At 62.9% G+C, this 25147-nt stretch carries 27 protein-coding genes, 1 pseudogene and 1 riboswitch; of the genes and pseudogenes, 15 read left to right on the top strand and 13 right to left on the bottom strand.

Translation table 11 applies throughout. The annotated features are described in order from the left end of the window. Nucleotides 1-253 precede the first annotated feature (253 nt). The gene (locus tag NHAM_RS19215) at nt 254-514 is read left to right on the top strand and encodes a hypothetical protein (RefSeq protein WP_011512108.1); all 261 of its coding nucleotides are present in this window, start codon (nt 254-256) and stop codon (nt 512-514) included. Nucleotides 515-763: 249 nt separating this feature from the next. On the opposite strand, the gene NHAM_RS19210 is transcribed toward NHAM_RS19215, so the two are convergent. Continuing rightward, entirely contained in the window at nt 764-1468 is a 705-nt protein-coding gene (locus NHAM_RS19210; protein ID WP_011512107.1) for a DUF1013 domain-containing protein, read from the bottom strand. A gap of 247 nt (nt 1469-1715) precedes the next feature. On the opposite strand from NHAM_RS19210, the gene ispH reads away from it, so the two are divergent. From ispH to rnhA, 3 genes are all read left to right on the top strand, one after another. Further along, the gene (gene ispH, locus NHAM_RS19205; protein WP_041359268.1) at nt 1716-2678 is read left to right on the top strand and encodes a 4-hydroxy-3-methylbut-2-enyl diphosphate reductase; all 963 of its coding nucleotides are present in this window, start codon (nt 1716-1718) and stop codon (nt 2676-2678) included. Between the two features lie 306 nt (nt 2679-2984). Further along, nucleotides 2985-3965 carry a homoserine kinase gene (locus tag NHAM_RS19200; RefSeq protein ID WP_011512105.1) on the top strand — a complete coding sequence of 327 codons (981 nt, stop codon included), beginning with the start codon at nt 2985-2987 and terminating at the stop codon, nt 3963-3965. Beyond that, nucleotides 3962-4417 carry a ribonuclease HI gene (rnhA, locus tag NHAM_RS19195; protein ID WP_011512104.1) on the top strand — a complete coding sequence of 152 codons (456 nt, stop codon included), beginning with the start codon at nt 3962-3964 and terminating at the stop codon, nt 4415-4417. Before NHAM_RS19200 ends, rnhA begins: the two co-directional genes overlap by 4 nt. A gap of 297 nt (nt 4418-4714) precedes the next feature. On the opposite strand, the gene NHAM_RS19190 is transcribed toward rnhA, so the two are convergent. The 5 genes from NHAM_RS19190 to NHAM_RS19170 form a co-directional block, all read right to left on the bottom strand. Further along, on the bottom strand, nt 4715-5368 hold the full coding sequence (locus NHAM_RS19190; RefSeq protein WP_157043796.1) for a hypothetical protein: 654 nt from the start codon (nt 5366-5368) through the stop codon (nt 4715-4717). Between the two features lie 206 nt (nt 5369-5574). Then, nucleotides 5575-5817 carry a hypothetical protein gene (locus NHAM_RS19185; RefSeq protein WP_041358383.1) on the bottom strand — a complete coding sequence of 81 codons (243 nt, stop codon included), beginning with the start codon at nt 5815-5817 and terminating at the stop codon, nt 5575-5577. A gap of 173 nt (nt 5818-5990) precedes the next feature. Continuing rightward, nucleotides 5991-6179, bottom strand: a complete 189-nt coding sequence (locus tag NHAM_RS19180; RefSeq protein WP_011512101.1) for a hypothetical protein — start codon at nt 6177-6179, stop codon at nt 5991-5993. Between the two features lie 312 nt (nt 6180-6491). Then, the gene (locus NHAM_RS19175) at nt 6492-7073 is read right to left on the bottom strand and encodes a YqaA family protein (RefSeq protein ID WP_041359267.1); all 582 of its coding nucleotides are present in this window, start codon (nt 7071-7073) and stop codon (nt 6492-6494) included. A 293-nt stretch (nt 7074-7366) separates the two neighbouring features. Next, complete coding sequence (locus tag NHAM_RS19170) at nt 7367-7717, bottom strand: hypothetical protein (RefSeq protein WP_430707689.1); 351 nt, start codon at nt 7715-7717, stop codon at nt 7367-7369. 267 nt (nt 7718-7984) lie between these two features. Between NHAM_RS19170 and NHAM_RS19165 the strand changes: the two genes are divergently transcribed. From NHAM_RS19165 to NHAM_RS19120, 10 genes are all read left to right on the top strand, one after another. Beyond that, nucleotides 7985-9046, top strand: a complete 1062-nt coding sequence (locus tag NHAM_RS19165) for an ABC transporter substrate-binding protein (protein ID WP_011512098.1) — start codon at nt 7985-7987, stop codon at nt 9044-9046. 74 nt (nt 9047-9120) lie between these two features. After that, nucleotides 9121-10902, top strand: a complete 1782-nt coding sequence (locus NHAM_RS19160; RefSeq protein WP_011512097.1) for a glucan ABC transporter ATP-binding protein/ permease — start codon at nt 9121-9123, stop codon at nt 10900-10902. A 180-nt stretch (nt 10903-11082) separates the two neighbouring features. After that, on the top strand, nt 11083-12450 hold the full coding sequence (locus tag NHAM_RS19155) for a D-alanyl-D-alanine carboxypeptidase family protein (protein WP_011512096.1): 1368 nt from the start codon (nt 11083-11085) through the stop codon (nt 12448-12450). Nucleotides 12451-12613: 163 nt separating this feature from the next. Next, the gene (locus tag NHAM_RS19150) at nt 12614-14296 is read left to right on the top strand and encodes a long-chain fatty acid--CoA ligase (protein ID WP_011512095.1); all 1683 of its coding nucleotides are present in this window, start codon (nt 12614-12616) and stop codon (nt 14294-14296) included. A 276-nt stretch (nt 14297-14572) separates the two neighbouring features. Further along, the gene (locus NHAM_RS19145; protein ID WP_041359264.1) at nt 14573-15139 is read left to right on the top strand and encodes a DUF924 family protein; all 567 of its coding nucleotides are present in this window, start codon (nt 14573-14575) and stop codon (nt 15137-15139) included. A gap of 198 nt (nt 15140-15337) precedes the next feature. Continuing rightward, nucleotides 15338-15823 carry a peroxiredoxin gene (locus NHAM_RS19140; protein ID WP_011512093.1) on the top strand — a complete coding sequence of 162 codons (486 nt, stop codon included), beginning with the start codon at nt 15338-15340 and terminating at the stop codon, nt 15821-15823. A gap of 265 nt (nt 15824-16088) precedes the next feature. Continuing rightward, a complete protein-coding gene (locus NHAM_RS19135; protein ID WP_011512092.1) occupies nt 16089-16373 on the top strand; it encodes a hypothetical protein in 285 nt (94 codons plus the stop codon). 75 nt (nt 16374-16448) lie between these two features. Continuing rightward, a riboswitch (cobalamin riboswitch) is annotated at nt 16449-16653 on the top strand. A gap of 112 nt (nt 16654-16765) precedes the next feature. Next, nucleotides 16766-17791: a FecCD family ABC transporter permease gene (locus tag NHAM_RS19130; RefSeq protein WP_011512091.1), complete on the top strand. Its 1026-nt coding sequence runs from the start codon at nt 16766-16768 to the stop codon at nt 17789-17791. Beyond that, the gene (locus tag NHAM_RS19125) at nt 17788-18570 is read left to right on the top strand and encodes an ABC transporter ATP-binding protein (RefSeq protein WP_011512090.1); all 783 of its coding nucleotides are present in this window, start codon (nt 17788-17790) and stop codon (nt 18568-18570) included. Before NHAM_RS19130 ends, NHAM_RS19125 begins: the two co-directional genes overlap by 4 nt. 5 nt (nt 18571-18575) lie before the next feature. Continuing rightward, entirely contained in the window at nt 18576-19475 is a 900-nt protein-coding gene (locus tag NHAM_RS19120) for an ABC transporter substrate-binding protein (protein WP_011512089.1), read from the top strand. Between the two features lie 161 nt (nt 19476-19636). Here the strand turns inward: NHAM_RS19120 and NHAM_RS28420 are convergent. Together NHAM_RS28420 and NHAM_RS19115 are read right to left on the bottom strand one after the other, a co-directional pair. Further along, nucleotides 19637-19735: pseudogene (locus NHAM_RS28420) on the bottom strand (IS481 family transposase); the annotation flags it as partial. A gap of 122 nt (nt 19736-19857) precedes the next feature. Next, nucleotides 19858-21993, bottom strand: a complete 2136-nt coding sequence (locus tag NHAM_RS19115) for a heavy metal translocating P-type ATPase (protein ID WP_011512088.1) — start codon at nt 21991-21993, stop codon at nt 19858-19860. Nucleotides 21994-22061: 68 nt separating this feature from the next. On the opposite strand from NHAM_RS19115, the gene NHAM_RS19110 reads away from it, so the two are divergent. Next, nucleotides 22062-22484, top strand: a complete 423-nt coding sequence (locus tag NHAM_RS19110) for a MerR family transcriptional regulator (protein ID WP_011512087.1) — start codon at nt 22062-22064, stop codon at nt 22482-22484. Between the two features lie 36 nt (nt 22485-22520). Here the strand turns inward: NHAM_RS19110 and NHAM_RS19105 are convergent, their stop codons facing one another. From NHAM_RS19105 to NHAM_RS19095, 5 genes are all read right to left on the bottom strand, one after another. Further along, entirely contained in the window at nt 22521-23078 is a 558-nt protein-coding gene (locus NHAM_RS19105) for a phosphatase PAP2 family protein (RefSeq protein WP_041358380.1), read from the bottom strand. Between the two features lie 29 nt (nt 23079-23107). Then, on the bottom strand, nt 23108-23359 hold the full coding sequence (locus tag NHAM_RS29090) for a Chromate resistance protein ChrB (protein WP_347336419.1): 252 nt from the start codon (nt 23357-23359) through the stop codon (nt 23108-23110). Then, nucleotides 23311-23454 carry a hypothetical protein gene (locus NHAM_RS26925; protein ID WP_157043687.1) on the bottom strand — a complete coding sequence of 48 codons (144 nt, stop codon included), beginning with the start codon at nt 23452-23454 and terminating at the stop codon, nt 23311-23313. The genes NHAM_RS29090 and NHAM_RS26925 overlap by 49 nt, the downstream gene beginning before the upstream one ends. Nucleotides 23455-23558: 104 nt before the next feature. Beyond that, nucleotides 23559-23642 (bottom strand): transposase, encoded by an 84-nt coding sequence (locus NHAM_RS29355; RefSeq protein ID WP_086008328.1) that lies wholly within the window; start codon nt 23640-23642, stop codon nt 23559-23561. Next, nucleotides 23639-25144 (bottom strand): hypothetical protein, encoded by a 1506-nt coding sequence (locus NHAM_RS19095; protein WP_245269945.1) that lies wholly within the window; start codon nt 25142-25144, stop codon nt 23639-23641. The genes NHAM_RS29355 and NHAM_RS19095 overlap by 4 nt, the downstream gene beginning before the upstream one ends. Nucleotides 25145-25147 lie beyond the last annotated feature (3 nt).

Genomic DNA, 25147 nt, shown 5'->3' with positions numbered 1-25147 from the left:
CATGCCGGGGCGCCGCTGATGCGGCCTCGAGAACGACAGCGAGCGTTTTTTACAGCGAGCGTTTTTTAATGACCTGCCGGGTTTATCGGGACTTACAATCCCCGCAATTGGGTTCGAACAGTCGTCAAAGCCTTCCACTTCTGATGAAACCAGAAGTGGGGCTCTATGATTTTGATTTGACGCGTTTTCCTTACGCGAACCGGTATCCGATTCGCTCGAAAACGCTATAATCTGCGGCAGTCCGGGGACGATCATGCGACCGAAGACATTCTTGCACCTCGCGGCTCTCGCCCTGACCGCGCTGTCGCTCAGTGGCTGCGCCAATCTTGAGCGGCACAATCCGAGCGCGGTATCGCAGACCGATGACGACGCCTATTGCCAGGCGCACGGTGGCCCGCAGGGTTCCGCGGCCTATACCGCCTGCCGCAAGGATCGCGACGTCGCCGCCACCCGGTCGGACCGGATGGAGCGCACCCACCGCGATCTCGCCGAGCGGATGCTGAACGGGCAGTAGGCATTCAGCGATGCGCTTATAGCGTTTTCGAGAGAAGTGGATACCGGTTCGTGTGAAGAAAACGCGTCAGATCAAAATCATAGAGCCCCGCTTCTGATTCCATCAGAAGCGGAAAGGCTCTGGCGCATATTTGGCCGTCATGCCCGCGAAAGCGGATATCCGGTACGTCGCAGTGTTCGGATTGTATCGCCGACGTTTCCGGTAGTGGGTCCCCCGGATGCGCGGGACGACAACAAAGTCTGACCGGCTTTACTCGTTTTCCCCTTCGTCCTCGGCTTTCTTGCCGCCGATGGTTTTCAGCTTGGCGAACACGGCGTCGACGTTGAGATCGTCGCGCTGTTTTTCCGTCGGCTCGAATTCGGCGTCCTTGCGCGTGGTCTCGGACGCCGGCAGCAGGGTGGCGCCGCCATACTGCTGATCGGTTGGCTTTTCCTTGGCCGCGCGCTGCACCTCGAAGTCGAGTTCGATCTGCGAGCAGAGGCCGAGCGTCACCGGGTCCATCGGCGTCAGGGTCGAGGCGTTCCAGTGAGTGCGGTCGCGGACCGCGGCGATCGTGGTCTTGGTGGTGCCGACCAGACGCATGATCTGCGCGTCCTTCAATTCCGGGTGGTTGCGGACCAGCCAGAGGATCGCGCTCGGCCGCTCGTGACGGCGCGACACCGGGGTGTAGCGCGGACCCTTCTTCTTGGCGGCGGGCGGCAGTACCACCCGGCTCTCGCTGAGCCTGAGGCGGTAGTCCTGGTCCTTCTCGCCCTTCTCGATCTCGTCACGGGTGAGCTGGCCGGTCGAGATCGGGTCCATACCCTTGATGCCCTGGGCGGCGTCGCCGTCGGCGATGGCACGGACTTCCAGTGGGTGCATTTTGGTGAAATCGGCGACCTGATCGAACGACAGGGCGGTATTTTCGACGAGCCACACGGCAGTGGCCTTTGGCATCAGCGGTGCATTGCTCATGGCAAATCTCCTTTGCGCTTCGCCAATCCCTCAGGGACAAAGCTTGTTGGTTATCGACGATGACGGGAATTCGGGTTTATATAAGCCTGCGGGGGCCGGCCGCGCAATGGTTTGCTCTTGTTCCCTTTGGCTTCCGGAACAGCCTTGACAGCGTCTGAAAGCCGTCCAAAGTCGTTACCCTTATTGGCCGTTCCCGCCCTGCCGGTGTGGGGTGATTCGGTCCCCGGATCGCCTTATGAATGCCACCATGAATGCCAAACCGAAGCTTAAAATCGTGCTTTGTTCGCCCCGCGGCTTTTGCGCCGGAGTGGTCAGGGCGATCGATACCGTGGAACGTGCGCTGACGCTGTACGGCGCGCCGGTCTATGTGCGCCACGAGATCGTCCATAACCGCTATGTGGTCGACAGCCTGCGTGCGAAGGGGGCGATTTTCGTCGAGGAACTGGCGGAAATCCCCGATGACACCAAGGCGCCGGTGGTGTTCTCCGCCCATGGCGTACCGAAATCGGTGCCGGCCGACGCGCAGAAGCGCAATTTCTTTTCGCTGGATGCGACCTGCCCGCTGGTGACCAAGGTTCACCGCGAGGCGGCGATCCATTTCAAGCGCGGGCGGGAGATCCTGCTGATCGGCCATTCCCATCACCCGGAAGTCGTCGGCACGGTCGGGCAATTGCCGGCGGGCGCGGTGACGCTGATCGAGACCGCCGAAGATGCCGCCACATTCATGCCGAAGAATCCCGAAAACCTCGCGTTCGTGACCCAGACGACGCTGTCGATCGACGACACCGCCGAGATCGTTGCGATGCTGAAGCAGCGGTTCCCGAACATTTCCGGCCCGCACAAGGAGGACATCTGCTACGCCACCACCAACCGCCAACTCGCGGTCAAGAAAGTGGCGCCGGTGGTGGATGCGCTGATCGTGGTCGGCGCGCCGAACTCGTCGAACTCGCAGCGGCTGCGCGAGGTCGCCGAGCGCGAGGGCTGCAGGGTGTCGGTGCTGGCGCAGCGCGCCAGCGATCTCGACTGGAACAGCTTCGAGGGCATTAAGAGCCTCGGCATCACCGCAGGCGCCTCGGCACCGGAAGTGATCGTCGAGGAAATCATGGGTGCGTTCGCTGCGCGCTATGACCTCGATGTCGAGACGGTCTCGGCTGCGGAAGAGAACGAGTTTTTCCCGCTGCCGCGCTCGCTGCGGCCCGACGCGGCCTAGTGGAATGAATTTGACATTTGCTACCCACTTTGCGGCAAATCCGGCAAGCGAATGTCAAATTCAAAACTCCACTAGAAACCTATATTTGCTAGTGGTCCTGTGATTCTAACATTTGCAAGAGTGCCTGCCGCAACGGGATGCAAATGTTAGAATCGGACCACGGTGGCGCGATCAGCAAACGTGGATTCCGGTTTTGCGTCGAATCGCGCTCTGAAATATATCGCGCTCTGAAATATCGAGAATGCGCATGATCTTTTCGCCAAACCGCTCACACATTGGCGGATCATGCGCGAATGGGGACACGAGATGGCGGTCTATACCGACGTCGCCGCCGATGAGCTTGCGGATTTTCTGAAGGCCTATGACATCGGCGAACTGCTGTCCTACAAGGGCATCGCCGAAGGCGTCGAGAATTCCAACTATCTGTTGCACACCACCGCCGGGTCGTTCTTCCTGACGCTTTATGAAAAGCGCGTCGCGGTTGACGATCTGCCGTTCTTTCTCGGTCTCATGGGCCATCTCGCGACGCACGGCATCGTGTGCCCGCAGCCGGTCAAGGCCCGCAACGGCGAAGCCCTCGGCTGCCTCGCAGGGCGACCCGCCGCCATCATCGATTTCCTCGAGGGCGTGTGGCCGCGCAAGCCGAACGTCACCCATTGCGCCGCTGTCGGCGCAGCGCTGGCGAAACTGCATCTCGCCGGCCGCGATTTCCCCATGCGGCGCGCCAACGCGCTGTCGGTGTCCAGTTGGCGGCCGCTGTTCGAACAGGCCACGCCTTGCATCGATACCGTGCAGCATGGGTTGCACGATTTTCTCAAGGCCGAACTCGATCACCTCGAACGGCACTGGCCGCAAAATCTGCCGGCCGGCGTCATCCACGCCGACCTGTTTCCGGATAACGTTTTATTTCTCGGCGACAGGCTGTCGGGGCTGATCGATTTCTATTTCGCGTGCAATGATTTTTTTGCCTACGACGTCGCGATCTGCCTCAACGCCTGGTGTTTCGAGCCGGATCATTCCTTCAACGTCACCAAGGCGCGGGCGCTGCTCGGTGCCTATAATCGCGAGCGCGCGCTGTCCGAAGCCGAACAGGCGGCGCTGCCGCTGCTGGCGCGCGGCGCCGCGCTGCGGTTTCTGCTGACGCGGCTGGTCGATTTTCTCAACGTGCCCGCCGGCGCGCTGGTGAAGCCGAAGGACCCGCTCGAATACGTCCGCAAGCTGCGCTTCCAGCAAAGCGTTGGCAACATCCGCGAGTATGGCGTCGCCGCGTCGGGGCTGGTGGCGTGAATTCGTCGGCGCTTCCGCATGTCACGATTTTCACCGACGGCGCCTGCTCGGGCAATCCGGGGCCCGGAGGCTGGGGCGCGATCTTGCGGTTCGGCGAGATCGAGAAGGAATTGAAGGGCGGCGAGCCGCACACCACCAACAACCGGATGGAGCTGCTGGCGGCGATCTCCGCGCTGGAGGCCTTGAAGAAAGCGGCGTCCGTCGATCTCACCACCGACAGCCAGTACGTGCGGCAAGGCATCACCAGCTGGATTCACAACTGGAAGCGCAACGGCTGGCGCACCGCCGACAAAAAGCCGGTGAAGAACGCCGACCTGTGGCAGCGGCTCGACACGGCGCTGCAACCGCATCAGGTGCGCTGGCACTGGATCAAGGGTCACGCCGGTCATGACGAGAACGAGCGCGCCGATCAGCTCGCGCGCGAAGGCGTGGCGCTGGCGAGACTGAAATAGTCGGCTTGATTTAGCTAGAGCCTTTTCGCTTCTGATGGAATCAGAAGCGGGCTTTATGATTTTGATTTGGCGCGTTTTCTTCCCGCGAACCGGTACCCATCCCCGGGTCAAGCCCGAGGACATGCTTCGCTCGAAAACGTTGGGAGTAGTTCTGGATTGAGATTACGCGTATCCGGCGCGGGCGAAGTAGTTTGCGCATTGGTCTGCTGTGAAGAGGTGGATGATCGATTCGATGATGCTGTCCCAGGGGCAGGCATGGATCGTTCGGCGACCTTATATCCCCGTGCTGTGTTCGTCTCAAATCAGCGAGGCTACCGCCTCCAGCCCGATAATGCGGGCGAGCGCGCGTGCCTCGCGCTTCTGGTCCTCGCGCAGTCTCGACAGCAACGGTCGGACGGAGGTCTTGATCTGCTCGATCTCGCCTGGACTGAGGGCGGCCTGCCGTCCCGCTACCGCACGCCGCTCGTGAATTTTGCGGGCGACGTCGCGCAACGCGCTTTCGACGGCCGGCCAGTAGGGCTCCTGCGCGGACGTGAGTTGCAGCCGCCCTTTCAGCGCCGCGATCTGCATGTCGCTAAGCAGCGAATAATTCTTCTGAACGAGCTGGTTTGCGAGCTTCGGTCGGGAACGCGGCAGCGGCGGCTCCTCGATCGGCGCTGTCGGCGGCAAAACCTCGACATCGACGGGACCATCGGTGACGGGACCATCGGTCGTAACCGCCTGCCGCAGCGGTGCAGCCAACGTCGAATCCTCGCCGGCATCGGGGGCCGCGGCCTGCGTGGCGACCGCAAGCCTGTCGGCCTTGCGCGCGCGGTTGGCGGCCGGTTCGGCTTCCGCAGGCGGCGGGGGCGGCGATGCAGAAAACCGGACGACCAGAACGTTGCCGCGGCCGAAAACCTCCGCCAGCGCCACCCCGGTGACGATGCAGCACGCAAGCGCCAAAATCGTCATCGTCCGTGTCAAAAAAGATCTCCGGTTCGGCTCACAAACGGCCGCCGATTGTCCTCACAAATCGATACGAATTAAGGCTGGCCCACGCAAGGCGGGGGCTGTGCGGCTGTTTTTCACGCAAATTGTGCAGGCCTCGACCGTACCGTCGGCCGTCAGAGCGCGATCAGCAAAAGCCTGCTTCTGATTCCATCAGAAGCGAAAAGAATCTATGCCGCCAGAACATAGGCGTCCTGGATGTCGGCGACGAGTTCGGACGCCTCCCAGATCGCGTCGGGCGGAACCGCGCTCATGCTGACGGTCCAGTTGGCACCGCTACGGGACTTCGGTGTGCTGACGATGGCGAACTGCACGTCGCGGCACAGCGGATGCCTGCCGAACGCGGCGGCGACCCGAGCCTGCAATTCCTTGATGGTCGCCGGTATCTTTTCCGACGCGATGTCGCGATCCATCGCCTTATGCCCGTTCCGACCGGTATCTGGCGCCTTTCGCGACAAATCCAGACCGGCCCTCGAGGGCCGAAGGTGCCTCAGTCACAGTTAATGAGTCGTTAACCCCGGAACCAGCTCGTCGAACCGGCACGAGCCCCTCCTGGCCGACGCACTTCGGACCGCGTCCGGAACAATTACTTGGTCCGTTTGAGTTCCGCCAGCACCTCGTCGATGGTCGCAAGATGCGTTTCCACGGCTTGGCGAACCAGCGTGTAGGGTTTGGGGTCGTCCGGATCGTCGGCCCTTCGAACAACAAGGCCACGCTTGAACGCTATCGCCCTCGCTTGTCTGAATTTTTCCAGGTCGTCACTGATCGTCATCATACGGTCCTCCCTGCTCCGCCGAAGCTAATAGCGTCGTCTTGCCTTCATTGGAATTGCGGCCTCTCATCCATCTATTCCAACTCCGGCTTGTTCATCAACGCAATGGTTTCCGCACAATGCGCGGACCGCGTCAAATGAGGGTCGGGCTGGGTCGCCTCGTCAACGCCCGCCGCCGCCCGGTGGCATTGGTCTTTCCGGAGAAATCGGACCAATAGAGCGTTTTTGAGCGAAGTGGGTACCGGTTCGCGTCAAGAAAACGCGTCAAAACAAAAAGCTAGAGCCCGGCTTTGATTCCATCAGAACGGAAAGCCTCTAGATCAGGCGGAACGCGATCACGAATCCGAGGACGACGACGGCGGCGCCGAACGCCACCCACAGGCCGAGTCGCTTCTCGATCTCCTGCCGGATGACGTCGCCGTAGCGATTGAGCACAATGGCGACGATAAAGAAGCGGCCGCCCCGGGCGATGATCGAGCACAGGATAAACAGCCAGATATCATATCCGGCGAAGCCGGAAGTGATGGTGACGAGTTTGTAGGGGATCGGCGTCAGACCCTTGCCGATGATGATCCAGGCTCCCCATTGCGCATACGACTCGCGAAACGCCTCGACCTTGCCGCCGAGTCCGTAGAGATGAATGAGCCACTGGCCCAGCGAGTCGTAAAGCAGCGCCCCGATCGCATAGCCGAGCACGCCGCCGGCGACCGAGGCGACCGTGCAGAGCGCCGCGAACAGCCAGGCGCGTTTCGGCCGCGCCAGCGCCATCGGCAGCAGCATGATGTCGGGCGGCACCGGAAAGAACGAGCTTTCCGCGAAAGCGATCGCTGCCAGAATCCATAGCGCGTAGGGCTTGTCGGCGGCGGCGATGCACCAGTCGTAGGTTCGTCTCAGCATGGCGCGATCAACCATTGCGCGGTGGATTTGTCCATGGCTGAGGTGAGGATTTCAGCGGGCGCTTGCACAACCGATGGCGTCGAGTGCGACGATCGGCCGCCGGGTCGCCCTTGCGAGGACTTGACCGCTTCGCCGCGGCATTCGGCAACTTCTCGGCGATGCCGAACATGCGCTCCCGGCGGTCCAACTCGGCCCGCGGCCGACATGTTAACGGTCGGCGTCCAAAACGGCGACGCCGACCGCCATCGCAGCCGGCGTCCGTCATCCGCTCTTTGGCCCGAGCGGGAATATCCTCAGTAAGGGGCGTAATAAGCGCCGCCATAAGGTGACGGATAGCGGGGTCCGCCGTAGTAGTAGCCGGGCGGCGGGGCATAGTAACCTGGGCCGTAGTCATAATAGGCGTCGCGACGAGCCTGGGATGCTGCGATCGCGCCGACGGTGCCGATGATCCCAGCGAACGCGGCGGCTGCCGCAGCATCGCCACCGCCGCGATAATGACGGCGATGATCATAGTGCCGGCGCGCCGCGCTGAAATCCGTGGCGCCGGATGGTCCCGTCGCCGAGATCTCCTTGGAGACGGGCGCAGACGATCCGGCGAAAGAGGGGCCGGCCGCCGCCAGGGCCATCGCCGCAACCGTCGCCAAAACGACGCTCCGGCCTGTCGAAGATTTGAAATTCCTGCGCGTCAACATCTGAAATACCTCTATGATGTTTCCGGGCCGTTTCAGGCCATTCTTGAGACAACCGCCGGTTTCACGTCGGGTTCCGGGTTCCAATGTAATCTGAACAATCCGTGGCAAGTCGTGGCGGTCATCGCGCATTCAGGTTACCTCTGCTAGAGTGAACCATCTTATGGAACCCGCGCGCGTTCGCGCGAACTCCCGCAACCCGCTCCATTGCCGCAAGATCCCATGCAAGCACGTTCGATGCGTCGTTTCTGGTTTGCCTTGTTTGTGCTCCTGGGCGCTGTCGGCGTTGCAGGCCTTGGCCTCGCGGACAGCCGGGCCGATGCCGGCGCGCCGATCCAGATCGAGTTTTCGCTCGATCGCCCGATCGATGCCGCCGCGGCCCCGCTGGTGCTGGCATCGACCCGCGGCCTGTTCCGCGCGGAGGGCTTGAACGTCACGACGACGGTCGCGTCTGACACGACGGACGCCATTGCGCGCGTCGCGGTCGGTACGAGCGAACTGGCGCTCGCCGACCTCAACGCCCTGATCCGGTTTCGCGACCAGCCGGGCGTGCGGCCGGTCAAGGCGGTATTCGTGCTGTTCGACAAGGCGGCCTATGCCTTCATTGCGCGCAAGAGCCGGGGTATCAACGCGCTTGCCGACATCGAGGGCAAGACGGTCGGCGTCACCGACGGCGACCTGTCCATCAGGCTGTGGCCTGCGCTCGCCCGGAAAAACGGACTGCAACTCAAGACCGTGAAGCTGCAGCAGATCGGCCCCGCCGTTCGCGAACCGATGCTGTCGGCGGGCCAGCTCGATGCCATATCCGGCCTGTCGTACCTGTCGGCGATCGACCTGCGCGATCGCGGTATCCCGGCCGACGATCTCACCGTGCTGCGATTTGCCGACTACGGCTGCGCCGCCTACGGCAAGGTTCTGATCGTCAACCCGGAATTCGCCGCCGACAAGCCGGAAGCGGTCAAGGCGTTTGTGCGCGCGGTGATTGCCGGTCTGCGCCTCACCATCAAGGCGCCCGAGCAGGCTGTCGACGATGTGCTGGCTCAGATGGATAACGGATCGCGCGCTGTCGAGCTGGAGCGCCTGCACGCGGTCCTGAGCGACAACATTCTGACCAGCGAGGTCAGGCACAGCGGCATCGGGGATATCGACCCGGCCCGGTTCGAGACGTCGCTCGACCAGATCGCCGACGATTTCAAATTCCGCAAACGCCCGGCGGTCGCGGATATTTTCGACGACAGCTTTCTGCCGCCGGCCGGCGACCGCAAGGTCACGCAGGCCGAATAAAAGCGGCACAAGTGCCGCCGATCTGTTCGCGCTGCCGGAATGCTGCCGTTGCGATCCGCAAGAGCGTTTTTTCGATGTCGATGCTCCGCCTTTATACCCGCGTTCTTGAACTGCTCGGCAAAGAAGCGCGGCTCGGCTGGATCCTGGCGGGCGCCAATCTGCTGCTGGCCGGCGCGCAGTTCGCCGAACCGGTGCTGTTCGGACGCATCGTCGACGTGCTCTCCGGCAGTCCCGCCGCGGGTCCTTTCGGGATGACGTCGACTTCGCCGTGGCCGCTGCTGGCGGTTTGGGTGGTGTTCGGCCTGTTCACGATTCTGTGCGGCGTGATCGTGGCCTTGCAGGCCGACCGTCTTTCGCATCGCCAGCGCCAGGCGGTGCTGACGGGCTATTTCGAGCACATCATGCAATTGCCGCTCACCTACCATGCCGGCACCCATTCGGGCCGGCTGATGAAGGTGATGCTGCAAGGCACCGACGCGCTGTGGCGGCTGTGGCTCGGATTCTTCCGCGAGCATTTCGCGGCGATGATGTCGCTCGTGGTGCTGCTGCCGCTGTCGCTCACCATCAACTGGCGGCTGGCGATCCTTTTGTTCGCGCTCTGCATCGTATTCACGATGCTAACGACGCTGGTGGTTCGCAGGACCTTCGACATGCAGAACGAGGTGGAGGCGCATTTCAGCGATCTCTCCGCGCGCGCCTCCGACGCGCTCGGCAACGTCGCGCTGGTGCAGAGCTTCGTGCGCGTCGATGCCGAGGTTCAGGGCCTGCGGTTCGTCGTCGACAAGCTGCTGGCGGCGCAGATGCCGGTGCTGTCGTGGTGGGCCGTCGTCACCGTGATGACGCGCGCCTCGACCACCATCACCATTCTGGCGATCTTCGCGGTCGGTATCGTGCTGAACCAGCGCGGGATGACGTCGGTCGGCGAGATCGTCATGTTCGTGAGCTTCGCCACCATGCTGATCCAGAGGCTCGAGCAGGTCGTTTCCTTCATCAACAGCGTTTTCATGGAAGCGCCGCGGCTCAAGGAGTTCTTCAACGTCCTCGACGCCGTTCCGGCGGTGCGCGACCGTCCCGACGCCATTGATGCCGGGCGATTGCAGGGGCTCGTCGAATTCCATGACGTGTCGTTTTCCTATGACGGCAAGCGGCCCGCGGTCGAGGATCTGTCGTTCGTCGCGTTGCCCGGCCAAACCATTGCGCTGGTCGGTCCGACCGGCGCAGGCAAGTCCACCGCCGTCGCGCTGCTGCACCGCGCGTTCGATCCGCAGTCCGGCATCATCAAGATCGACGGCATGGACATCCGCGGCCTGACGCTGGCTTCGTTGCGACGAAACATCGGCGTGGTGTTTCAGGAGGCGCTGCTGTTCGACCGCTCGATCGCGGAGAACCTGCGCGTTGGCAAGCCCGATGCATCCGAGGAGGAGATGCGGCTTGCGGCCTCCCGCGCCCAGGCGCTGGGCTTCATCGAACGCGCCGACAGAAAGTTCGACACCCATGCCGGCGAGCGCGGACGCATGCTGTCCGGCGGCGAGCGGCAGCGGCTGTCGATCGCCCGCGCGCTGTTGAAGGATCCCCCGATCCTGATCCTCGACGAGGCGACCTCCGCGCTGGACGCCGTGACCGAGGCCAAGGTCAATGCCGCGCTCGACGAGGTGATGAAGGGACGCACGACATTCGTCATCGCGCACCGGCTGTCCACCATTCGCAACGCCACCCGCATTCTGGTTTTCGAGAACGGGCGCGTGATCGAAAACGGAACCTTTGACGAACTGCTGGCACGCGGCGGCCACTTCGCCCGGCTTGCGAAAGCGCAATTCATGACCCAGGACGGTTCCCGCATCGGCCAGCCGTCATAGCAAACCGCTCCGAGCGTCGAAATTCGGCCCCTTTCATCGGGGAATTAAACTGCGGACCACTGTTCTGGCTGGCCGAGCCGGTATAGGCTGCAGCCGCCGCGACCGACGGCGCCGGACACGCTTGAAACCCGAAAAGCAGGCCTCCTTGCCAAAGGCGGGTCTCAAAGGACCGGAACGACCGTGCATTCTTTCATCGTCCCGCTTCGCAAACCCATCGCCCTGTTTCGCAAATCGTTGCCGGTCTGGATCGTCCTCGCGGCCGGATTGATCGTTGCGATCGCACCGTTGCGCGCGGCTCACGCCACCGAAGCGCATCTTCTGATCGAGGCCGACACCGGCAAGGTGCTGGAGGCCGAGAACGCCACCTATCCCTGGTATCCGGCCTCGCTCACCAAGATGATGACCGCTTACGTCACGCTGACGGCGGTCAAGCAGGGACGCATCACGCTCGACACGCTGTTCACGGTATCGCCGACCGCAGCCGCGCAGTCGCCTTCGAAGATGGGCTTCCGGCCGGGCACGCAGGTGACCGTCGACAACGCGCTGAAGATGATGCTGGTGAAGTCGGCGAACGACATGGCGGTGGTGCTGGCGGAAGGCGTCGGCGGTTCGATCGACGGTTTCTCGGCCGAAATGAACGCGACCGCGCAGCGGCTCGGCATGACGCAGACGAGCTACGTCAACCCGAACGGGTTGCCGGCCGACGGCCAGATCACCTCGGCGCGCGATCTCGGCATTCTCGCCCGCGCGATCATTCACGATCTTCCCGAGTACGAATATTTCATGCGCATCCCCTCGATCCGCTACGGACGCAGGGTGACACGCAACTTCAACAAGCTGATCGGGCGCTTTCCCGGTGCCGACGGCTTCAAGACCGGCTTCATCTGCGCGTCCGGCTACAATCTCGTCGGCTCGGCCACGCAGAACGGCAAGCGCCTGATCGCGGTGGTGCTCGGCGCATCGTCCGGCACGATGCGCGCGGTGCGCGTCGCGCAGATGCTGGAGCGCGGCTTCGCCAACAACACGCTGTCGTGGCTGCGTCCGGCGCTCGGCACGGTCGACAAGCTGGCGCCGATCGCAGCCGCGCCTCCCAATCTGCGCGATGAAATGTGCGGGCCGAAACGCAAGCATCCTGCCAGCGACGAGGATGACGATGTGGCCGCCAACACGACGGCGACCAGCGCCGCCGTGATGTCGTTCTTCGCAACCGGCGTGCAACCGCCGGCGTTGCGGCCGGTGGATATGATCGCGGCGGCGCCGGCGCCCTCGGACCCCGTTATTGTCTATACCGGCCCGACGCGGACCGGCGCGGCCATCGCCGCCGCCGCAGAAGCCGATGCCGCGCGCGACGCTCCGCCCAAGAGCAAGAAACGCAGCAAGACCACAGCGAATGCGACGGCAACGCCCCACCCAAAACCAAGGCCCGACGGGAAATCGAAACACCGGGTTTCGGTGACGATCAATCCCAAGGCGGCGAAGTCCGCGGCCGCCGGTTCGGCCGCCAAGCCGAAACCGGCTGAAAACGGCAAGAGCAAGCCAAAACCGTAGGTCTCTCATCCCTTCGTCGCCGCCGAGGCAAGCTCTCACAGTCCATGACGGCAGCATTGATGCGTCGTTACCGCGCACCGCTTGCCTTGGACAACCGCCTTGCTCAATACTCCCTGAACAAGACATTCCTCCCTTGAACGACGGGATGATCCCGGGGAGTCACATGGATCGCATCTGGCTCAGTCAATATCCCGCAGGCGTGCCCGCCGACATCGACGCGTCGCAGTACGCCTCGCTGGTCGCGTTGCTTGAAGAGAGCTTCGCCAAATTCCGCGATCGCAAGGCCTTCATCTGCATGGGCAAGGCGATCACCTATCGCGAGATCGACGAGATGTCGCTTGCACTCGGCGCCTGGCTGCAAGGCCGGGGACTGAAAAAGGGCGCGCGCGTTGCGCTGATGATGCCGAACGTGCTGCAATATCCGGTCTCGACGGTGGCGGTGCTGCGCGCCGGCTATGCCGTGGTCAACGTCAACCCGCTCTACACACCGCACGAGCTTGAGCACCAGCTCAAGGATTCCGGCGCGGAAGCGATCATCGTACTGGAGAATTTCGCGTCGACGGTGCAGCAGGCGATCGGCAAAACTAACATCAGGCACGTCATCGTCGGCAGCATGGGCGACCTGCTCGGCTTCAAGGGCCTGATCGTCAATTTCGTGGTTCGTCATGTCAGGAAGATGGTGCCGCCGTCATCGATCCCGGGGGCGGTCAAGTTCAACGACGCCCTCGCGGCCGGGCGCGGCATGACGCTTGCCAGGCCGAACCTCGCGCCCGACGACGTCGCCTTCCTGCAGTATACCGGCGGCACCACCGGCGTCGCGAAGGGCGCGACGCTGCTTCATCGCAATATTCTCGCCAACATGCTGCAGAACGACGCCTGGCTGCAGCCGGCGCTGAGGAAACCGCCGGTGGTCGATCAACTCTTCGTCGTCTGCGCGCTGCCGCTCTATCACGTCTTCGCGCTGACGGCGTGCTTCATGCTGGCGATGCGCGCGGGCGGCGTCAATCTGCTGATCCCGAACCCGCGCGACATGCCCGGCCTCGTCAAGGAATTGATGAAGTATCAGATCAACTGCTTTCCGGCGGTGAACACGCTCTATAACGGCCTTCTCAATGCGCGCGGTTTCGACAAGGTCGACTTCTCGAAACTCAAGGCTTCGGTCGGCGGCGGCATGGCGGTCCAGAAGGCGGTGGCGGAGAAGTGGCTGAGGGTGACAGGATGCCCGCTACTGGAAGGCTATGGCCTTTCGGAAACCTCGCCGACGCTGACCTGCAATCCCGCCGACACCGGCAAATTCTCCGGCTCGATCGGGCTTCCCATGCCGTCGACATACATTTCCATCCGCGACGACGACGGCCGCGAGGTGCCGCTCGGCGAGGCGGGCGAAATCTGCGCCAAGGGTCCACAGGTGATGCCGGGCTACTGGAACCGGCCGGACGAAACCGCAAAGGTGATGACGGCGGACGGCTTCTTCCGTACCGGCGACATCGGCGTGATGTCAGCCGACGGCTACACCAGGATCGTCGACCGCAAGAAGGACATGATCCTGGTCTCCGGCTTCAATGTCTATCCGAACGAGATCGAGGACGTGATCGCGAGCCATCCGGGCGTGCTGGAATGCGCGGTGATCGGCGTCAAGGACAGGAAGTCGGGCGAGGCGGTGAAGGCTTTCGTGGTCAGGAAGGACCCGACCCTCACGCGCGCGGACATCATCAAGTTCGCGCATACGCAGTTGACCGGCTACAAGGTGCCCAGACAGATCGAGTTCCGCGACTCCCTGCCGAAAACCAACGTCGGCAAGATCCTCCGCCGCGAACTGCGTGACGAGAAAAAAGCGGCGGCGTGAGGCATTCCTGAAGATATGGCCGTCCCAGCCAAGTGCGATCTTCGCACGCGCGCAGGAACCGATACGGCGCGGATTCTGATTTCGGTCGATGACGTCGACCTTTTCCATCTTAGAGCCTTTTCGCTTCTGATGGAATCAGAAGCGGGCTCTATGATTTTGATTTGACGCGTTTTCTTCATGCGAACCGGTACCCACTTCGCTCGAAAACGCTCTAATTGACGTCAGGGTTATGGATTCCCGCGTGCGCGGGGACGACGACAGAAAGTGTTGTGTGTGATGAACTCCGATAATTCGTCCGCTTCCATCTCTTCCCCCGCCGACGTCCTCGCCTTCTGGCGCGCCGCCGGCCAGAGCAAATGGTACATCAAGGACGACGCGTTCGACGCCGAGGTGCGCCGCCGCTTTCTTGGATTGTGGGAAGTAGCCCGCGCGGGCGAACTCTCCGGTTGGGAGGAGACCGATGACGGCGCGCTGGCGCTCGTCATCGTGCTCGACCAGTTTCCGCGCAACATGTTCCGCGGCGACGCCCGCAGCTTTTCGACCGACGACGACGCTTGCGCCGTCGCCGACCGCGCCATCGCACGCAGTGCCGACACGCGCATCGACCCTGACCTCGTCGAATTCCTCTATGTCCCCTTCATGCATTCCGAACGTCTCGCGGATCAGGAGCGCTGCGTCGCGCTGTTTCGCAGCCGTGGACGGCCCGACAACCTCAAATTCGCGGAAATCCACGCCGACATCATTCGCCGGTTCGGCCGCTTTCCGCATCGCGATCGAATGCTCGGACGCACGACGAGCCGGGAAGAACAGGCCTTTCTCGACGCGGGCGGGTTTGCCGGCTAGCGCTATTTCGGCTTTGCTGGAATCAAAGCCGGGCGCCAGCCTTTTGATCCTCGGGTTCAAGCCCGAGGGCGTGCTTGCTCGAAAACGCTCTAATGACGGTACGGTGAAGAGCCGACCGTTGTCGTTTCGCGGCCGTGGAATATTGTGCCGGACACCTATCTGGCCCAGATACAACGCACATTTCAAGGAGATTTGACCATGACCATCAAAGTTGGCGACCGCCTGCCCGACGCGACCTTCCGCATCATGACGGATGACGGCGTTCAGGTGAAAAGCACCGGCGACATCTTCAAGGGCAGGAAGGTGGCGCTGTTCGCGGTGCCCGGCGCCTATACCGGCACCTGCCACAAACAGCATCTGCCGAGCATTTTTCTTAGCGCCCGCGCCATCAAGGACAAGGGCGTCGACGAGATCGCGATCGTCTCCGTCAACGACGTCTTCGTCATGAACACCTGGAAGCGCGATACCGACCAGCGCAACGAGGCGACCTTCCTCGCCGACGGCAACGCCGACTTCGCCAGGGCGATCGGCATGGAATTCGATGCATCCGAAAAGGGCCTCGGCATCCGCTCCAAGCGCTATTCAATGCTGGTCGAGGACGGCGTGGTAAAGACGCTCAATCTTGAACCGAACCCAGGCAAGGTCGAGGTCTCCGGCGGCGACACGCTGCTGGGACAGCTTTGAGCTGATTACCGAGCGATTTCTTTTCCTCTCCCCTTGTGGGAGAGGGTGGCGAAATCGAGCGTCGCGAGGTTGAGCCGGGTGAGGGGTTTTCTTCCTGCCAAGCTCTCACGACCCCTCACCCGCCTTCGCTTCGCTCAGGCCGGACGAGAGCCCAATAACGACAGGCTTGTGGCCGGAGAAGCTCGCAGGCATCTTGGCAGCGGCGTATGCGGTGCAGTAGGGAACGAACAGTTGCGCCACCGACCGTTGAAACGGGAGTGACCGTATGATCGAGGTTCAGCGCGTCGGTGAGGGCGACCCGCTCGATTTCGAGGTTGTGGTCCGCGAAGGAGAGAGCGAGACGCGTCACCGCGTCACAATGTCTGACGTGAAGAGCAAGCAACTGACAGCCGGCAAGCACACGCCCGAGCGCTGCCTCGAGGCCGCCTTTCGCTTCCTGCTTGACCGGGAGCCCAAGGAGTCGATCCTCGCTCGCTTCGATATGTCTGTGATTTCGCGCTACTTCCCTGAATTCGAACAGGAGCTGCCCCGTTATCTCTCGCGGCTCTGATGGTATTGCGTGCTGGCCGTATTTCGCGGCAACGCAGGCGAACGCGTCCCCGGTTGCACGGAGTGTTTCGCTGTGCTTGTTTGGGAGATCATCGGTGCCTCCCGCGGGAGGTGAAACGGGAATGCGGTGCGGGGATACTGCCCCCAATACCGCGGCTGCCCCCGCAACTGTAAGCGGCCATCCGTATCCATTCGGCCACTGACCATGCCATGCATGTGCGGGAAGGCGGATCCGGATAACGGCCGCGAGCCAGGAGACCGGCCGGTGACGCATTCTTAGGCGTTCGACGGCGGGTCGGCGGAAAGGGTCGTCATGGGTCTCCCGAACTATGCTGCCGGGCCGGCCGGCCCGGCGATTTGCACGGCTTTCAACGCCACATCTTTCAACGCCACATGGTGACGACAGCCATCGCGGCCCGCCAGCGAACGGTCGTGACGGTCGCGCTGTGCGCGGGGGTCACGATACTGACGCTGGTGTCGTTGGGAGTGGGTCCTGTGAGGTTGTCGCCGGTCACTGTTCTCGATGCCTTGTTCGGCGGCGGCAGCGACGTCCAGCGGATCATCGTACAGGATATCCGGTTGCCGCGCGCGATCCTCGCCGTCGCCATCGGCGCCATTCTCGGTTTGTCGGGTGCGGCCTTGCAGGGCCTGCTGCGCAACCCCCTGGCGTCGCCCTCGCTGTTCGGCGCCCCGCAGGCAGCGGCGTTCGGCGCCGTGCTGATCATCGCGGTCGGATCGGCCGACGTGCGTTCCTTCGTACTGCCGGTCGCGGCCATCGTCGCGGCATTCGCTTCTGTGTTCGCACTGCTCGCGATCGCGGGGCGTAATGCGAGCCTGCTGATCCTGATCCTTGCGGGGCTTGCGATCTCGTCGTTGGCCGGCGCGGCGACGTCGCTGACCATGAACCTGTCGCACAATCCGTTCGCGGCGCTGGAGATTGCATTCTGGTTGTTGGGCTCGCTGGAAGACCGCAGCTTTCGCCACGTCACGCTGGCACTGCCGTTCATCGTCGCGGGAGCCGCGATCCTGATGAGCCAGCGCCATGCGTTTCGCGCGCTCAGTCTGGGTGAGGAATCCGCGCAGAGCCTCGGCGTCGATGTCGGCCGGTTACGGCTGTGGGCGATCCTCGGCGTTGCGCTCGGCGTCGGCGGCGCGGTTGCGGTGGCCGGTGCCATCGGCTTCATCGGCCTGATTGCGCCGCATCTGATGCGGCCCCTGATCGGCTACGACCCGGCGCGGCTGCTGGTGCCGAGCGCGCTGACCGGCGCGGCGCTGCTGCTCGCGGCCGATATCGCGGTACGCGTCATTCCCTCGACCTCGGACATCAAGGTCGGCGTCCTGACCGCGCTGATCGGCGTGCCGTTCTTCCTGTACCTGATCGTGCGCGAGCGGCGCGCGCTGGGTGGAGGCGTCGCATGAGCGAAGCCGTCGTTCTCATCGCATCGTCGCTATCGGCTAATCTTGGAAAGAGAGTTGTCCTGAGCGACATTTCGCTGTCGCTCCCAGGCGGATGCCTTGTCGCGCTGGTCGGGCCGAATGGCGCCGGTAAGACCACGTTGCTGCGGGCGCTGGCGGGCCTGCTGCCATCGGAAGGGACCATCGAGGTTTGCGGCGACGCGCTGCCATCGCTCACCCTTCGAGAGCGCGCGCGCCGTTTCGCCTACCTGCCGCAAGGCCATCAGATGCATTGGCCGTTGCCGGCGAGGGATATCGTGGCGCTTGGCCGGTACCCGCACGGCGCGGTCGATCCGGCGCGGCTGACGGAACAAGATGCCGCGGCGGTGATGCGGGCGATGCAGGCGACCGACGTGGTAAGTTTAAGCGATCGTCGCGTGACGGAGTTGTCCGGCGGCGAGCGCGGCCGGGTGGCGCTGGCGCGGGTGCTGGCCGTGGAAGCGCCAGTGCTGCTGGCCGACGAGCCGACCGCATCGCTCGATCCGCGCTATCAGATCGAGGTCGTGACCAGACTGCGGACCGCGGCCGACAGTGGGGTGCTGGTCATCGTGGTGACGCACGATCTCGGGCTCGCGGCGCGGTTTGCGGATATCGTTCTCGTGCTGTCCGACGGGCGCCTGGTATCGCAGGGACCGCCTGCCGGCGCGCTCTCGGAGACCGTCATCGCCGACGTCTTTCGCGTCAGGACCTATCGGGCCGACTATCAATGCGAAACCGTGATCGTGCCGTGGGCGGAGGTGTGATCGCGATGTCGCTGTTGGCGCGGTTGCAGCGCCTCAGTGAGGCGATCCGGGCCGGCATCGCCGGACGCAGATGCGGCGGTCTTGCCGCGGCCGCTCTCGCATTGACCGCCGGGGTCGTCACGCAGACGCAGGCCGCCGATCCGCAGCGCGTCGCCTCGATCAACCTGTGCACCGATCAGCTCCTGATGACGCTTGCCGATCCCGCCCAGATCCTCGGCCTCAGCCCTTATTCGCGGGATGCAGCGCGCTCCTGGGCCGCGACGGAGGCGAAGAAATATCGGCGGCTTTCCGGGGAGGCGGAGGATGTGCTGATGCTCAGGCCGGATGTTGTCGTCGCCAGCCGCTACATGAAGCGAACGACGCGCGAGTTGCTGAAACAGCAGGGGATGCGCGTGGCCGAGTTCGATATCGCAAAATCGATCGACGACGTGAAGGAGCAGATTCGCCGGATGGGCGATCTTGTCGGGCACCCGGATCGCGCGGAAGCCCAGATCGCGCGGCTCGATGCGGCGATTGCCCGCGCGAGGGAGGCAGTGGGGCGCAAGCCCTATCGGGTGCTGGCGCTGTCGCGACGCGGCTGGGTTTCGGGCGATGACAGCGTCACCAGCGCGTTGCTCTCGATCACCGGGTTGTCGAATGCCGCGTCCGGCCTTGACATCAGCTCCGGCGGGTTTGCCAAGCTGGAAACCATTGTTGCCGATCGGCCGGACTTTATCCTGATATCCGACGACAGCGACGTCGCGGATGACGAAGGAAGCGCGCTGCTGCTGCATCCGGCGCTGGAAAAACTGTATCCGTCGTCGCGGCGCATCGTGATTCCCGAAGACCTCACGGTGTGCGGCGGGCCGATGCTCGCCGATGCGCTGGACCGGCTGGTCGCGGAGCTGAAGCGCGTCGGGGGCTAGGCGCGGGGCCTCAACAGGTTGTCCTTGAAGAGGCTTGGAGCGTTTTCGAGCGAAACATGTCCTCGGGCTTGACCCGGGGATGGGTACCGGTTCGCGGGAAGAAAACGCGTCAAATCAAAATCATAGAGCTCGCTTCTGATTCCATCAGAAGCGAAAGGCTCTAGTCTGCTGATTGGAGTGCGATGTTTTATACCGCCAAGAGGCCGATGCCAGTTGTATCGGTGCAGCCAGAGTTCCGCGGCGCGGCGACCTGATGTGGGAGAAAGGCACGCCGCTCCCCGCACGGGTCTCCATTGCTGTCTTTCTCGACAAGGACAATTGGAACGCTGACCGCCGCCGCGGCGCAGGCCAGCCCGGCCCGCACCGAACCATGTCATTAGACCTACGTCTCCACTTTGAGGCGCAACAGCCGCAGTGCGTTTGCCGTCACCAATACGGTCGCGCCGGTGTCGGCCAGGATAGCCATCCAGAGCGGCGTCGCGCCAAATAGCGTGGTGACCAAGAAAACGCTTTTTAGGCCGATCGCGATAGCGATATTCTGCCAGATGTTGGAGAGTGTCGCCCGCGATAGCGCGATTAACTCTGCGACGCCGGCAACGCGGTTTTTCAAGAGAACCACGTCCGCGGTCTCCAGCGCAACGTCGGTCCCGCCTCCCATGGCGATGCCGACCGAGGACGCGGCAAGCGCCGGAGCGTCATTGATGCCGTCGCCGACCATGGCGATAGGGCCTTCGCCTTTATAAACCGCTATCGCGGCGAGCTTGGCATCTGGCAGTAGCTCGGCTCGGGCTTCAAGGCCGAGCGCACCGCCGATCGCAGCGGCGGTACGAGCATTGTCGCCCGTTAGCATGATCGGACGAACGCCAAGCGCGCGCAGCTTGGCAAGACCGCCGGCGGCATCCGGACGTGGCTCGTCGCGCAATGCGATCAGTCCGAGGAGGGGCTTGCCTTCGCTAACGACAACGACAGTCTTGCCTTGACGCTCCAGCGCTCCGACCTGCTTCTTGATCTCATCCGAGATGTCGCCCTGCTCGGCCGCATGACGAGGCGATCCAACCGACACGAAGCCAGATTTGAGGCGGGCCGTAACTGCCTTGCCGGGCGTCGCGATCCCGCCGCCGAATGCTTTCGGGATATCGAGACCACGCCTTTCGGCCTCAGAGACGATGGCTACTCCGAGTGGATGGCTGGAGCCGCGCTCGACGGCGGCAGCTTTCGCCAGCATCTCGGTTTCGGTGCCCTCGATCACGACAATGTCTGTGATCTGCGGGTGTCCGCTGGTCAGCGTGCCGGTTTTGTCAAAGGCAACGGTTTTGACCTTGCCGAGTGTTTCCAAGGCCGCGCCACCTTTGACGAGGAGGCCGCGTCGTGCGCCGCTCGCCAACCCCGCCGCGATCGCGGCCGGAGTTGAGATGACCAGTGCGCAGGGGCAGGCGATCAGGAGCACCGCCAGCCCGCGATAGATCCAGGTGAACCAGTCAGCGCCAACCAGCAGCGGAGGGACGAAGACAACGAGCGCCGACATAATCATGGCCACCGGCGTGTACCAGCGACTGAAGCGGTCGATGAAGCGAGCAGTGGGCGCCTTCGAACCTTGTGCTTCTTCGACCATATGGATGATGCGGGCAATCGTGTTGTCGGCAGCCGTCCGGGTGATCTCGACATGCAGTTCGCCGTTGGCATTGATGCTGCCGGCGTAAATCGTCGATCCGGGCTCCTTGCTGACCGGGACGGATTCGCCGGTCACCGGCGCCTCATTGACCTCCGATAGGCCCTCAATCACGGTTCCGTCCGAGGGAACACGGTCCCCGGGGCGGACAATTACGGTGTCGCCGACTCGAAGATATTCGACCGGTACCGTTTCCACATTCGAGCCGTTTTGACGAAGCGCCGTGCGCGGAACCAGACCTATCAACGCCTCGATGCCGGCACGCGCCCGGCCGGCCGCGATCCCTTCCAGCAACTCGCCGACTGCAAACAGGAACACGACGACAGCCGCTTCTTCCGCCGCGCCGATCGCGACGGCGCCGATCGCGGCGATCGACATCAGCGTCTCGATGCTGAACGGTGTGCCCGACACCGCGCCGGCGAGCGCCCGTCGTCCGATCGGGATCAGACCGACCAGCGTCGCGGCGATATAGGCCCAATTCGACCAGCCCGGTTCGACATGAGATACGGCAAAAGCCAGCGTCATCAGGGCGGCACTGCCGATGACCAGCCGTCCCTTCGGCGACGACCACCAGGCGCTTTCCGTCGCGTCACAATTATTGTCGCGGAGGGCAGAGGCGATGGGCCCGGATTGATCGACAGGTGCATATCCGAGCGCCCTGATCCTGGTCTCGATCGCGTGCCGGGAGGTGCGGTCTTCGTCGACCACCAGTGAAAGCGACTGCAAGCCATAATTGACGTCGATGTCGCTGACGCCGGGCAGCCGCCTCATCGCGTTCTCGATTTTTACCGCGCAGGCGCCGCAATCCATGCCTTCGACGCGCAACTTCAACGGAACGGCGGCAGCCATGGAAATCACCTCGACAAGTTCGACATGACCATCCATATGGACCCTGTAGTAACTATAGGGTCAAGGCCATGACAGGCGGCTTCCTTGCGATAGGCGAGCTGGGGCGCAGAACCGATACCAAGGTCGAGACCATCCGCTATTACGAGCGGATCGGTCTGCTTGCCGCGCCGAGTCGGACGGCCGGCAATTATCGCGCCTACGGAGCAGAGCACCTGAATCGCCTCAGCTTCATCCGACGCTCGCGCGACCTTGGATTTTCGCTCGACCAGGTGCGTGCATTGCTCGATCTGGCCGATCAGCGCGACCGGTCTTGCGACGCCGTCGATGCCATTGCCAAGGCGCATCGGGCGGAGGTCGATCGAAAGATTGCTGACTTGCGAGCGTTGCGTCGCGAACTGGACAGTATGATCGATCAATGCCGCTGCGGCACCGTTGCCGATTGCCGCATCATCGAAGCTCTATCGCCTCAAGCTCACCTCCGACCAAGATAACTGGGCCGTTCCTCCTCCCGGATTGCCACACTGGCCCTAAAGAATTCTGGTGATGATCTGATCGGCCCGCGTCCCTTCCCGATAGAGTGAGCGGACCAACATGGCGGCGACAATCCCGGTCGAGGCTCCGCCGAGAACGTCGCCGACATAATGTGTTCCGACATAGACCCGGGAGATCGTCACAAGCACGGCGGCGGCTAGAAACCACACACCGAGCCGCCGCATGCCGTGCAGCAGAAAGGCCGCGGCGATGGCAACGGTCGCGGTGGCGTGATCAGAGGGGAATGACGGATCGGCGCTGCGGTCGATCAGAAGATGCGTGATGCCGCCGTCATATGGCCGTATCCGATGGACGAACAAGAGGATGATCTGGTTGATCGCAAGGCCAAGGAGAAAGGAAAACCCCGCGGCGACAAGGACGTGCCTGTTATGCGATCGGTCCGGACCCCGCCACCATTGTCCGGCGACAGCCAGGACAAGAAGCGGTATGCCGACCGCCGAGATCCAGATCATCAGGAAATCGATCGTGGTGCTCGCTCCGGCGAAGCTGTTGATCGCGTGAGTCGCCGCGGCGTCAACGTCGTATAGCTGCAAAGCTGAATCCTCATCTTGTTGCCGACGCTTTATGAACGTGTCGGTACGTTGCGTGAATGATGCCTTGTCAGACTTAGCGTAGACTTTTCGGCCGGCCGCGAACGGGCAGGGAACGCCTCAGCATAGGTGAACTTCCCGTTCCCTCGCTCCTTCGCTATTTCGCCGTCAAAGTCGTCGCAGCGGCTGATGAATTCGCGATAGGCCTCATCTCGCTCGGCCGAAAACCGAGCGATCACCTTCTGCTCCTGTACGTGGTCAAGCCCAACGGTTTCGAGAAGCACTGCGTTGCCAGCCGCGCGGCGCGCGCCCGTTCTGCCAGCAGCATCGCCTTGAGCGTGCCCGGATCGTCGGGAAGCGTGTCGGCAGTCATCGTCATGCTGCGATTAGATCACGCGCGGACGAGGGCGTGACTACGGCGGGAACGAACATCGACGGCTCGGGAGGCGCAGGTCTCGCAGCCGGCTGTCGCATCAGACGCCGTCACGTGAACAGCTGTTGCGGCGACAAGCCGTGCCGTCGCGCCACCTCCGACACCACAGCGCCCGGCGCCAAGCCGTCTTTCATCGCTTCGCCGGCGCGACTTTATAGCCGACAATACGTGTGTTCCAGACGCAGGGCGCGGCATCGTTAGCCCACTGCTGTGTCGCCCACAATGTTTCGCGATCCACGGGGTCGAGCGCAGTCAGCGTCCCGGCCGAATTCCCCATCGGCACCATGTTCTTTCGGTTCAGGCAGGTATAGGGCTGCGTGCCGGCGACGATCGTTGTCGGGCCACTGAAAGTGTTGGCCGGATCCCCCTGTCGACGGGTCCAGAGAAGAACCGACATATTCTCGCGCGCGCTCGATGAGGTGCCGACGATGCCCATGTTCCCTGCATCATCAACGCCAACGGTGCCAAACTCAACGTGATAATCCGGGCTTGAAATCTTCGCCGTCTGGTTGACCACGCAGGCGGCCGAATCCGAGCAGTCCAGGTCTACCCAGACCAATATGTTGTTGGCGTCCGCGCCCTGCGATCCACACGACTCAGTACACGGCCCGGACCCGAGGACCCCGTGCAGATGCGAACCGTGCTGGACGACATTCATCAAGCGATGACTGGCCGCGGCGCGAAGCGTGATCTCGCTGCCGGACTGCGGCACGGACATGGTCGGACCACAGCATGGCGAGTTGTAAAGCCACTTGTTCTCTTTCGAGCCGATGTCGGTCTTGATGACCTGCTGGGCGCCACCCGAATTATAGGTGCCCGTGACCCCGCTCCACGTGAATGTGTTCACAATCCAATGAAACGAGAAATTCGTGGAGCGCTGACAGGCGTACTGCGCTGCGCGGTCGCAGCTTTTGTTGGCAAAAAACGCCGGAGCAGATGCAGCCTTCGATTGGTTGTGATCCACCGCCGGGACGATATCGAGCGGCATGTTGTGGCTTCGGTTGACATGGGCTGGCGGCGTGCCTTGCGCGATCGCTTTGACCTCCTCCGGCGGCAACGCAAAGCAGTCGTAGGACACGCCCGGCACTGTAGCGGGATTATCGTCGCCGATGTGCCCTCCGCAGATGTACACACCATTCTTGTCGTAACCCAGCTTGACGGCAGGGTTGCGGTCGAGGCAAGAGCCGCCATGCAAGCAGGACAAGTAGGTGCCGCCCCACGCTCCCGTTGCATCGGAGGCCGCGCTCACAAGCGTGCAGTCGTTCTTGCAGGTAACGGTGATGATCCAGCGTTCGATGAACTCGTTGTAAACGATATGCGGCTCGAACTGCCGCCCATTGCCTTTCGACAGGTTTGGATCGAGCCCGGCACTCCGAATGAGTTCGGACAAGGGTGTGGATTTCAACAGATTTCCAGACGTGTCATACACGTTCACATTCTGCCACGTGATCTGGACGACCTGCTTACCGTTGGTAGCGATGTCCATTTCGGCCCTGTCGCAGTGAATCGGGGCGCCGTTTGAGTTGCACACCTCCAGACCCGGCCCTCGGTCGCCTTCGAACGAGTTGACGACCGGTGCTCCCGCCGCTCCGTCAGGCAACAGGGCGTGCAGGGCGATCAGCAGGACGCCAAGCATCAG

The sequence above is a fragment of the Nitrobacter hamburgensis X14 genome (assembly GCF_000013885.1).
In the GTDB taxonomy this organism is placed as follows: domain Bacteria; phylum Pseudomonadota; class Alphaproteobacteria; order Rhizobiales; family Xanthobacteraceae; genus Nitrobacter; species Nitrobacter hamburgensis.
This window is presented reverse-complemented; position numbering and strand designations above follow the sequence as displayed.